The 11,000-nt window shown below is 33.3% G+C and carries 12 protein-coding genes; 5 read left to right on the top strand and 7 right to left on the bottom strand.

Annotated elements, in window-relative coordinates; all coding sequences use genetic code 11:
• The first annotated feature begins 32 nt into the window (after nucleotides 1-32).
• Nucleotides 33-509 (top strand): YkyB family protein, encoded by a 477-nt coding sequence (locus HU235_RS23655; RefSeq protein ID WP_095299132.1) that lies wholly within the window; start codon nucleotides 33-35, stop codon nucleotides 507-509.
• 176 nt (nucleotides 510-685) lie between these two features.
• On the opposite strand, the gene HU235_RS23650 is transcribed toward HU235_RS23655, so the two are convergent.
• The 3 genes from HU235_RS23650 to HU235_RS23640 all read right to left on the bottom strand — a co-directional run bounded on the left by HU235_RS23650 (nucleotide 686) and on the right by HU235_RS23640 (nucleotide 3,220).
• A complete protein-coding gene (locus HU235_RS23650; RefSeq protein WP_174881794.1) occupies nucleotides 686-1,255 on the bottom strand; it encodes an HD domain-containing protein in 570 nt (189 codons plus the stop codon).
• Between the two features lie 117 nt (nucleotides 1,256-1,372).
• Nucleotides 1,373-2,278, bottom strand: coding sequence for a chemotaxis protein (locus HU235_RS23645; RefSeq protein ID WP_095299136.1), 906 nt, complete (start codon nucleotides 2,276-2,278; stop codon nucleotides 1,373-1,375).
• 291 nt (nucleotides 2,279-2,569) lie between these two features.
• On the bottom strand, nucleotides 2,570-3,220 hold the full coding sequence (locus HU235_RS23640) for a glycoside hydrolase domain-containing protein (protein WP_095299168.1): 651 nt from the start codon (nucleotides 3,218-3,220) through the stop codon (nucleotides 2,570-2,572).
• A 200-nt stretch (nucleotides 3,221-3,420) separates the two neighbouring features.
• Here HU235_RS23640 and HU235_RS23635 point away from each other — a divergent pair, with 200 nt between their 5' ends.
• From HU235_RS23635 to HU235_RS23625, 3 genes are all read left to right on the top strand, one after another.
• A complete protein-coding gene (locus HU235_RS23635; RefSeq protein WP_095299137.1) occupies nucleotides 3,421-4,731 on the top strand; it encodes an NCS2 family permease in 1,311 nt (436 codons plus the stop codon).
• Between the two features lie 93 nt (nucleotides 4,732-4,824).
• Nucleotides 4,825-5,220: a hypothetical protein gene (locus tag HU235_RS23630; RefSeq protein ID WP_095299138.1), complete on the top strand. Its 396-nt coding sequence runs from the start codon at nucleotides 4,825-4,827 to the stop codon at nucleotides 5,218-5,220.
• Nucleotides 5,221-5,309: 89 nt separating this feature from the next.
• Nucleotides 5,310-5,705: a transporter gene (locus HU235_RS23625; RefSeq protein WP_233452409.1), complete on the top strand. Its 396-nt coding sequence runs from the start codon at nucleotides 5,310-5,312 to the stop codon at nucleotides 5,703-5,705.
• A gap of 68 nt (nucleotides 5,706-5,773) precedes the next feature.
• Here HU235_RS23625 and HU235_RS23620 read toward each other — a convergent pair whose 3' ends face one another.
• The 3 genes from HU235_RS23620 to corA all read right to left on the bottom strand — a co-directional run bounded on the left by HU235_RS23620 (nucleotide 5,774) and on the right by corA (nucleotide 7,548).
• Nucleotides 5,774-6,235 (bottom strand): DinB family protein, encoded by a 462-nt coding sequence (locus HU235_RS23620; protein WP_095299139.1) that lies wholly within the window; start codon nucleotides 6,233-6,235, stop codon nucleotides 5,774-5,776.
• Nucleotides 6,236-6,315: 80 nt separating this feature from the next.
• The gene (locus tag HU235_RS23615; protein ID WP_095299140.1) at nucleotides 6,316-6,504 is read right to left on the bottom strand and encodes a hypothetical protein; all 189 of its coding nucleotides are present in this window, start codon (nucleotides 6,502-6,504) and stop codon (nucleotides 6,316-6,318) included.
• 75 nt (nucleotides 6,505-6,579) lie between these two features.
• Nucleotides 6,580-7,548 carry a magnesium/cobalt transporter CorA gene (gene corA / locus HU235_RS23610; protein ID WP_233452408.1) on the bottom strand — a complete coding sequence of 323 codons (969 nt, stop codon included), beginning with the start codon at nucleotides 7,546-7,548 and terminating at the stop codon, nucleotides 6,580-6,582.
• Between the two features lie 184 nt (nucleotides 7,549-7,732).
• Here corA and HU235_RS23605 point away from each other — a divergent pair, with 184 nt between their 5' ends.
• Nucleotides 7,733-8,884 carry an aminotransferase A gene (locus tag HU235_RS23605; protein WP_174881793.1) on the top strand — a complete coding sequence of 384 codons (1,152 nt, stop codon included), beginning with the start codon at nucleotides 7,733-7,735 and terminating at the stop codon, nucleotides 8,882-8,884.
• A gap of 31 nt (nucleotides 8,885-8,915) precedes the next feature.
• Here the strand turns inward: HU235_RS23605 and HU235_RS23600 are convergent, their stop codons facing one another.
• Nucleotides 8,916-10,721 (bottom strand): PAS domain S-box protein, encoded by a 1,806-nt coding sequence (locus HU235_RS23600; protein ID WP_095299142.1) that lies wholly within the window; start codon nucleotides 10,719-10,721, stop codon nucleotides 8,916-8,918.
• Nucleotides 10,722-11,000 lie beyond the last annotated feature (279 nt).

Raw genomic sequence — 11,000 nt, 5'->3', positions numbered from 1 at the left:
ATATAAATGTGTTAATGTAAAGGAGAGAAACAATGGACGATCAGAATCGATACGATCGCACAAACCAACATACAACAGAAAACCTCGCTCGCGCCATTTATGTCGTAAACCGTCATGCAAAAACCGCACCAAATCCAAAATTTCTTTACGGATTAAAAAAGAAGGCGTTAATAAAGCTTGTTAATGAAGGAAAAGCAAAAAAGGAAGGACTTCATTTCTCCAACAATCCAAAATTTAGTAAACAACAGTCAGATGTACTTGTTTCAGCTGGAGAGTACTACTTTCATATGCCTCCAACAAAAGATGACTTCGATCAACTTCCACATTTAGGTTTCCTAAATCAAACCTATCGTAATCCCAAAGCACATATGTCATTATCAAAGGCAAAAACACTTTTGCAAAATTATGTAGGAATAATGGAAGATAAACAACCTCCGAAATCCTTTCAGAAAAAAACACGTACATATGAAAAGCCTGTATTCAAACGATTAGGTGAAAGCTACCGATAAAACAAGACTTCGTATAAGAATAGCTTCTTGAGCGTATTTGTTTTTCATAATGAGCTTTTATTACTTTTAACATTCCCCATTTATTTTCACAAAGGAAGGATTACATTTTTTCAACTAAACAATAAAAGCCCTTATCATATCGATAGGGGTTTTTATATATTCCAGAAATCATAATATTAATCATTATCATTTTTTGGGTAACCCTCAAATAATAATCCAATATTATTTTTCAAATCATAGAAAAAATTAGGGATTTCATTTTTGTGTAGCCCAAAAAATAGAGATTGAACGAGATTATGATAGTACCATGCTTGCTTATCGTATCCCCGATTAAAATAGCGCCATATTACATCACCATGATGTTTAAATGCTCTTAGTAAGTCAGAACTGTTATCAAGCTTATCGGCAGCTATAATCGCTTTACTTTCCAATGAGGCATATTTTGCCTTTTCTATTGTTTCACCTTTTCGACTTTCCCAATTCAATATTTTATTCTCAGTATTTGTTAAAACGAGTCTAGTCACCTCCTCACCAAACATAGCAAATAATTGTTCCTCTGAAACCTTTGTATCTTCTATTACATCATGTAAATAGCCAGCAGCAATAACTTCATCTGAGAAATTCGCATGTTTCAAAATGAGCGCTACATTATCCAAGTGAGAAAAATAGTCTTGACCGCTCAGCTTACGCAATTGCCCTTTGTGAGCATTTTTTGCAAATCGTTTTGCTTCGAGCAATAACATCATTTCACCTCACCTTAAATAAACGAATGAAACAAAAAGGACCAATCTTACTAACATCCTCTTACATTAAGATTACTATGTTAGGTAAAAATTAGTCCTTCCGTACAATTCGACTATTGTTTATAAAATAAACTCATCTATCTTTTGAACAAGCTCACTAATTTCTGGCTTGCTAATTTGTGCACTAGCCCCGACCATTTGTCCTTTATGACGTAAGTCGTTTGTAATTAATGAAGAAAAGATGATAACAGGTAAAATGTTCAGTGAATGATCATCTTTAATTCGTTTTGTTAAATGATGTCCATCCATTTGTGGCATTTCTACGTCTGTTATAACTAGTTGGATATCATCTTCAATTGCCTTACCTTGTTCAACAATTGACTGCAAATAGGTTAATGCATCTTTTCCATTTTCAAAAAATTCAATCCGTTGAAAACCTGCTTCATTTAATGTTTCTTGTAGCAATTTTCGTAATAATGGTGAATCTTCGGCAACGACAAGCTTTTTCGTTGAGCGTTCACGTGTTCCTAATTTTTTCACTTGATCAATATTTATCCCAGAATCAGGATTTATATCAACTACAATTTTTTCAAAGTCCAATAATAAGACCATTTCATCATTTATTTTTACGACACCAGTTATTTGACCTTCAAGCCCTTGATACATACCTGATGGTTTTTCAATCTTATCCCACGAAATTCGATGAATTTGTGAAACAGCATGAACATGAAAAACGACCTTTGTTTGATTAAATTCAGTTACAATGAATTTTTCACTTAAAGGGTCATTACTTGGCTCAAATCCAAGTGCCTTTGCGACATCTACGACTGGTAAAATTTCGCCACGGATTTCAATAATCCCTTCTACATTAGGATGAGAATGAGGAATTTTAGTAACATTTATCGGTTGAATAATTTCCTTTACTTTAATTACATTTATTCCAAACTTATTTTGTCCTACAGTAAACTCAACAATTTCTAACTCATTTGTCCCGCTTTCAAGTAGAATTCCTTTATGTTGTTCCATTGTTTTCTTCCTTCCATGATGAGCTTTAATACTATTAATATCGGCATAAATTATTATTCCTTAAGTAAATTACTAATCAATATTTGCTTGTCCAATACGAGCCCAAGTTTAATCGCTCATTTATACTATCATTATATAAGCTTAATTTATAATTGGAATCAAGCTATACTAAATAATTTGGAGCAAGAGCATTGCATTATATTGAATCACTTACATGATCAATAAACGAAATGGCCCTGCTCTCATTTGTTTATACTTTTGCAGCAAAAATATAATTCCACTAATCTAAAGTTAATTTAAAGGAGAAAGTACTCTATCATCAGCTAAGTTTGTATTAATTCCGCAGTTTTTGGCGTTTCTACCATATTGCCAAACCCAAACATTTGCTTTACAGTTTGGAGTTATTGGATTATATCTTGGAGCCTTTCTTTCCGAAGTAGTTCCTGAATCAGGCTCTGCACTCCATAATATTGCATTTGCAGCGACATCATTATTTTCCTTTACTGCTTGACAATATGCCTGAGAAAATTCTCCTTTTACTGGATATTGATAAAAACCCGATCGATATCCTGAAGGAAGTAATGTTTCTACCCACCCAATAATCCATTGAGCATCAACTTGAAATAAAGGCTCGATATTAGCAAAAATAGCAGTATTTTTGGGAATTCCTAATCTCCTCGCATGAAATACTGCATTTCGTGCTGAAACACGTCCCGCTTCATAGCCTAATGTGTCTGAAATGACCGTAAAAATGGGTAATACCTTTATTCCTTTTCCACGTATAAAGCTAAGCTCCTCTTTCGTTAAACCGCTTGATCCATCATGATGTTTTGTCAAATGTCTCCCCCAATATTTAGGGAGTCCGAATTTATTCCTAACACAATCATATAATTCTTCATTAACTGGATTCGCTGAGTCAACACCCCATATTTTTCGTGCCAGAGTTATCACACCCTTTCTATCCATTGCTCTTCTCATATATATGTACGAATAGGTTGTCTCAACCATATATCACACGATTATGTTTTCAATTTTATGCATCACTAAACACTTCCTTAGTAAAATTCATATGTATGGTAATAGTTCTTTGAGTCATGATAAGCAATAGATACAACAAATAGGTTTAAAGAAAAACTTTGATTATGAAACTACATAAGGAAGGTAAACCGTTGGAAAAATTATTTCGACTAAAGGAAAATCATTCCACAATTAAGAAAGAACTTCTAGCAGGTACAGTATCATTTTTCACAATTGTCTATATCGTCATTGTCAATGCTACGATACTATCTGATGCTGGTATTCCTTATTCAGCCGGGATTGTTGCCACAGTATTTACTTCGGTAGCAGGCTGTTTCATTATGGGATTCTACAGTAATACACCGATTATTGTTGTTCCAGGAATGGGAGTAAATGCCTTATTTACATATACCATTGTCATGAATTTGGGATTAACATGGCAGGAAGGCTTAGCCGTTGTCTTTGTTTCAGGCGTTTTATTTGTGATTGTTTCTTTTAGCAAGCTTGCTTCAATTCTTTCTTCCTCTATTCCGCTTTCTTTAAAAGAAGCGATAACTGTAGGAATTGGTTTATTTTTAACATTCATCGGTCTGCAGAAAGGTGGGTTGGTCGTTTTAAATGAAGATACATTTGTAGCATTAGGAAGAATAACCGATCCGCAAGTTTATTTGACCTTGATTACATTGATCTTAACAATTATTTTTTTCGCAAAACAAATACGAGGACACTTTTTAATAAGTATCATTTTCGGAACATTACTTTCTTATCTTTTCAAGCAAACTTCAGTTGATTCCAATCTCTTACAACAAAACGTGCTTCAAAGCTATCAACCGGTGTTTAATGCAATGTCATTTCACAAGTTTTTAGATTTATCCTTTTGGATTGCTACTTTTTCTTTAACAATGGTTATTGTGTTTGAAAACATTGGACTCGTTTTTGGACAAGTTCATATGATTAATCGCCCTAATGCGTTTAACCGGTCATTTCAGGCAAATGCTTTATCTACAATAACTTCTGCTGTATTTGGATCAAGTCCAACTGTAAGCACAGTTGAAACAGCTGCAGGGATTGCTGCTGGTGGACGAACAGGATTAACTGCTGTTACAACAGGTTGTTTATTTATCAGTTCTTTGTTATTCCTGCCCTTTATGAGGCTTATTCCTAATAGTGCCATAGCACCTATTTTAATTATCATTGGTGGTCTAATGCTGCAAAACATTAAACATATTGATTTAGATGATTTTAGTGAAAGCTTTCCATCCTTCTTAATTATTTCATTCATACCTTTTACGTATAGTATCATCGATGGGATGGCCTTTGGTTTTATTGTATATCCGCTAATAAAATTGATATTAAAAAGACATAATGAGGTAAAACCTCCACTTTATCTAATATCTTTTTTATTTTTACTTAATTTCCTTTCTCAAACTCTCTGAGTATAAGCCTTACGTTAAAAGAAATGAAGAATAAAAACCGAACACTGCTTCCAAACTAATGAAAGAGTTCAACAAATAATTGTGGGGTGTATGATGAAATATATAAATGTGTTATTGTTGCTTTTTCTTCTCTCAGCCTGCCAACAGTTTAATCAAAATGAAGCTGGTAAAAATGGAAACGACACCGAAAATGGATTACTCCAAACAGGGAATGATAATCGGAGGTTAAATGACGATGTATTGATTGAGTCTAGAAATGAAGTGAATCTTGAAGAGGAAGAAGATCCATTGCATCCAACAGAAGCTGAGCAATTAGTTAGAAAAAAGCTCGGCCTACAAGATGACGAAAATACAATCGTTCAATATGATCACCTAGAAAATGAACATTATATTATTCATGTATATTCGATTGATAAAGCACAGGAACAAACTGAAGCATGGTATATGGTTAACATTGAAACAAGAAAAATAAAAAAACTAAAGCATTAACACTAACACTTCTCTCCTTAGGGTATTCACCTATAGCTAGTCACATGCATATCGTAATGTGAAGCAACAGGAGAGGAGTAATAAAACCTATGTATCCGTATTATCGTCAGTTTCCAATTCAGATTCAAATTCCAGGCTTCCCACAATTTGGCGAACAAGTAAGCTTTCCACCATTTGCACCTCCGGGATTTGGGCAAGGTGGAATTGGCGGCGGTGCTGGTCAAGTTGGACCACCGTCAGGCCCGCCACCTAGCTTCATCCCTCAAGAAACAGATTTTGGAGCCTTTGCTGTAGACCCAGGTGGTATTCGCAGGTGTCTATATCGCTTTACTTTCATTCGTCTAATTAATGGTCGAGGATTTTGGTTTTTCCCAACGTTTGTAGGAAGAAATTCAGTTGCAGGGTATCGCTGGAGAAGAAATCAATTCCGTTGGGAATATTTTGGTATTGATTTAAATCGAATCCGTTCATTTCGCTGTAGTTAAGTCAGTGGAAGGTTAGTAAAAGACATTTGGTAATGTAAGAGGAGATCGATTTAACCTTTCTCCTCTATTCATTTTCGTAAAAAATACAAATAATCAGTCGGTACCGAACGATTGTTTAATTGTCTTAACATAGCAGAGATATTCCCCCGATGGTATGTTCCATGATTCACAATATGCTGAATAATTTCCTCAACTGTATTCGAGAAGGTTTCTCCATCGAAACTTTTATATGTGATCACTCGATTTTCCGTTTTTTCATTCTCTATAAAAGTTACTAAATCATTTAAAACAACTTCATAATTTTCTCTCAGTATTTTTGGTGTAGAATTTGAAAAAGTCCTTGCTTCCTTATCTTGCAATCTTGATAGCCAAACTTCATCCGCCTTAATCATGTGTTCACACGTATGATAAATTGAAGGAAATACACTTATAATTGCTTGGTGATACAATGATGACGGCAATTGCTCTAAATGCTGTACTACTTTTAATGTTGCCCATTTATGATATGCAATTTGTTGGATCAAAGACATTTGCCATTCTCCCTTTCGAAAAAACGTTATAACCATATTTTAGAATTTAAAGGGAAATTTGTAAACAACAGTTTAGTTATTTATACCAACGCTTCATTTGAACATTTTGCAAGAATTTGCTTTCTTCGTTTTGCCTGTGAAATAATTTTTTGAATTTCATTTTTATAAAAATTCATATGCATTCGCGTTGGTGCATAAAACATTTCTGCTTCAAGTTTATCAACAATTTTCAGCTCTTCCTCAGTTAGAAGCTCTTTTTCTTTCACCATTCTCACCTCTTTTTAGTATGGCAAAATTCTTTTTTATATATAAATTCGATCATTAAATTTATTTTTTGTCGGTCGTTATAATTTTGTTCCTTTATGAAAGCGAAACCAACCCATTTTATAAAAAAAACAGACCATACCTATACCTATCGCAAGCATTATTCCAATTACAATAAAATAACTATATCTACCAGACAGCTCTGGCATATATTTAAAATTCATCCCATAAACACCTGCAATAAATGTTAACGGTAAAAAAATTGAAGACATGACAGTTAATGTCATCATGACTCGATTCATTCGATCAGAATTAATCGATAAATAACTGTCTCTAATATCAGAGGATAATTCACGATTTGCATCTATCATTTCGACAAGCTTTAATAAATGGTCATAAATATCATGAAAATAAATATGTCTTTCTTTTAATGAATTAAACCTTGCAGAAGAGATAATTCGATATAATAAATCTCTCATCGGAATAATTGTTCTTCTAAGCTTGTTTAATTCTGAACGAATATCAAAAACATGCTCCATTAATTCGCTTATCGATTTATCACTTGTATTATCCTCAACTTGATTGATTTGATCCTCTAGTTTGTAGACAGGTGGAAAATAGTCATCGACTAGATGGTCGACAATGTTATACATAATTTGAAATGGGTTTTCCTTCAAAATAGGTTCCTTATTTACGCGATACCACAAATTTTTAATATCTCTAACGATTTTTTTATGAAATGTAACAATATACTCTTCAGAAACAAACATATCTACTTCATCAGCTTCTAATGTTGTATGATTAATCGTATGAAGCACAATAAAAATATATTGATCATAAAAGTCCATTTTGGGCCTTTGAACATATTCGATACAATCCTCAATCGCAAGAGGATGAAAGCGAAAAAATCGAGAAAGCTGCATGACTTCATCTTCTGTAGGCTCTTCAAAGTCAACCCAAAACCATTTAATTTCTTTCTTTTTTAATTCCGTTAAAGGTAGGTCATATTCAACTTCGTTTTTTATTGTAATTGCTAGCGTTCTTATCACTGTCTCCACTTCTCTCGTATCAAACTTTCCATTTTCACTATACCCTTTAATCAGTCGTACTAAACTAATTTTCAATGGCGTTTTAAAAGAAAAGGATGACAATAGGTTGGAAGAGCCTTAAAATTACTTTTATACTCTTTTGTCATCCATTCGAATCACTTGAAAAAATATAAGGAGGACAGTAATGGAACATTTAGTCAATTCAAAGGTAAAGCAAATAGAAATTTCGGGAATTAGAAAATTTTTTAATATGGTTGCCGATTATAAGGATGTTATTTCACTAACGATCGGACAACCTGATTTCGCAACACCACAGCATGTAAAGGAAGCTGGGATAAGAGCGATTGAGGAAAATTACACGACTTACACACATAATGCAGGTATCTATGAGTTACGTGAAGCAGCATGCCAATTTATGAATGATAAATACGATCTTACATATAGTCCAGATCATGAGGTGATTGTAACAGTTGGTGCAAGCCAAGCGATCGATTGTACGTTCCGAACACTGCTAGAGGAAGGTTCAGAGGTTATCTTACCTAGTCCTGTTTATCCAGGTTATGAACCACTTATTAAATTAGCTGGTGGTATTCCAATTTATGTAGATACAACAAAAAATCAATTTAAATTAACAGCAGAACTACTTAAACCTTATCTTACAGATAAGACTAGATGTATCGTTCTCCCTTACCCATCAAATCCAACTGGTGTCACACTTGATGCTCATGAGCTAAAAGAGATAGCTGATTTAGTAAGAGGACGTAATCTTTTTATCTTATCAGATGAAATCTATAGTGAACTTGTTTACGGAAAAAAACACACTTCAATCGCGAATTTTCTTCGTGAACAAACAATCGTTATTAATGGACTTTCAAAATCTCATAGTATGACTGGATGGCGTGTTGGTTTATTATTCGCACCAGAGGTTGTATCAAAGCACCTTTTAAAAGTCCATCAATACAATGTATCATGTGCAACCTCTGTTGCGCAAAAGGCAGCGATTGAAGCATTGACTGTTGGAAAAGACGACGCAGACGTAATGAAGAAGTTTTATGAAGAACGGTTGAATTATGTTTATCAACGACTTATTAATATGGGATTTGATGTGGTTAAACCTGATGGAGCTTTTTATTTGTTTCCTTCAATTAAAAAATTTAAGCAAACCTCATTTGACTTTGCACTTTCACTTGTCAAAAACGCAGGAGTAGCCCTTGTACCAGGAAGTGCTTTTTCAGAATATGGTGAGGGTTATGTACGACTTTCCTATGCTGTATCAATGGAACAATTAATCGAAGCTATGGATCGAATCGAAAAATATATACAGCAAATTTCATAAATAACAAACAGCGGCTAATTAGCCGCTGTTTTCATTCTAATGGTAACTCAACAATAAATGTAGTACCTTCATTTAGTTTACTATCAACCACAATCGTTCCATTATGGTCTTCAATGATTTTATACGTAATCATTAACCCTAAACCATTACCTTTTTCCTTTGTAGTTAGAAAAGGTTCACCAATTCTTTCCATTAATTCTGAAGGAATTCCTTCTCCCTCATCCTTTACCATAATATGAATTTTCCCGTTCTGTTTCTTTGTATGAACTTTAACATTTCCACCTTTAGGCATTGCATCAATTGCATTTTTAAAGAGATTGATAAAAACTTGCTTTAACTGATTTTGATCACAAAATAGAGATAAATCTTTTTCCTCATGAATTTGCTCAATCGAAACGCTATTTAAGTTTGCCTGAGTTTCTAATAGCATCGCTACATCCTGTAGCAATGTTACCATGTTGGCTTTCTTAAACTTTTTCTCTTGTGGCTTAGCTAAAATGAGAAGCTCACTTAGAATAACTTCAATCCGATCTAGTTCAGAAAATACAATATTAAAATATTGCTGATGTTTTTTGTATTCAGGCTGCATTATTTGTAAAAAACCTTTAATTGCTGTTAAAGGATTTCTAATTTCATGAGCGATTCCAGCTGCAAGTTGACCAGCGATGGAAAGCTTTTCAGAACGTAGCATTAATTCTTCCGTCTTTTTACGGTCTGATATATCTCGTAATATCACTTGTACAGCACCATCACCTAAATAGGTAGTAGGAATGCCCACCATTTCCGTATAAATCGTTTTTTCGTCCGAAATGATCCAAGATTGATTAGTGATTTGTACCTCTGCTTCACCCTTTAATATACTATTAAGCGAATCTCTCATATGCTTGTGATCATTTGGATGTAAATGTTCAAAGATATTTCTCCCTAGCATTTCTGAATAATCTTCAGCTTCAAAAAGCTTTACACCAGAATCGTTTACAAACACCCACTTATCTTTATGGATTACTGCAATTGTATCAATTGAATTATCAATTAACCTTTGATAACGTTCCCTACTCTTTTGGAGAATTTTTTGAAATTTTCTTCTTGAGGAAATATCAGTTAGGACAATTAATTCAACCTTTTCACCATTATAAGTTGTTAAATTAGCAGAAACCTCAACATTTATTTCATTTCCATCAAGCTTTCTCCATGTTTGTTCAATGATTCCAATCTTTTCTCCATTATGTAATTTTTGAATTCGATACCAAACAATATCATGAAAACTCTTATCTATAAAATCAATCGTATATTTACCAATTAATTGTTCTTTTGAGCTTGTACCAAGTAATTCCTCAAATGCTTTATTCACATAGAGGATTTTTCCATATGATGCGATAAACAAAGGACTCGGTAAATCTTCTAATAAATGATCATGGGCATTTTTTTCACTATTTCCATCTATAGCACTTAGCTTATTTTCTAACCCTAGCTGATTAACAGGATATTTCGTATCAAGTGCCTTCATCCTTAGAACAATTTCTTGATTATGTTTAGTAACTGTACTGCGAATAAAATCTAATGAAGCCTCAAGCCAAATGTAATGACCATCGTCTGTTAAAAAACGGAAAGTACAAGGATATAAATGATGTTCATTAAAAAAGTAACTTTCAAGTAAAAAGACATCTTCACTATGAATAAAATCTTTAATATATTTACCAATAATATGATTATTCGAATAACCAACAAGTTCAACTGAATTAGAGGAAATATATTGGAAACGTCCGTTAGATGAAACTACAGCATATACTTCGATATCCTGTATCACTGTGTCAATGTTAATGGCATGACGATTCATAGTTCCCCTCCTTTTATTATTACTGTCCATGACATTTATTAGAAAATAATAAGGCAAGCATCTATAAAATCCTTCACTAATGAAATTACTCTTTATGTAAAAAAATTAATCATTCAGAAAAAAACTTATCGGTTAGAGGTTTCCACTATCTATAATTCTCTTTTAATGGAAAAAATCCTTTATGGTTTACAATTCAATTTAAATATAATTAGTAAAATTTTTCATTTTGAATGATAAATTATTAGATATGCCAAATTTGTATAACTATGAATCTATAAC

This window comes from Metabacillus niabensis (genome assembly GCF_902829255.1).
In the GTDB taxonomy this organism is placed as follows: domain Bacteria; phylum Bacillota; class Bacilli; order Bacillales; family Bacillaceae; genus Metabacillus; species Metabacillus niabensis.
This window is presented reverse-complemented; position numbering and strand designations above follow the sequence as displayed.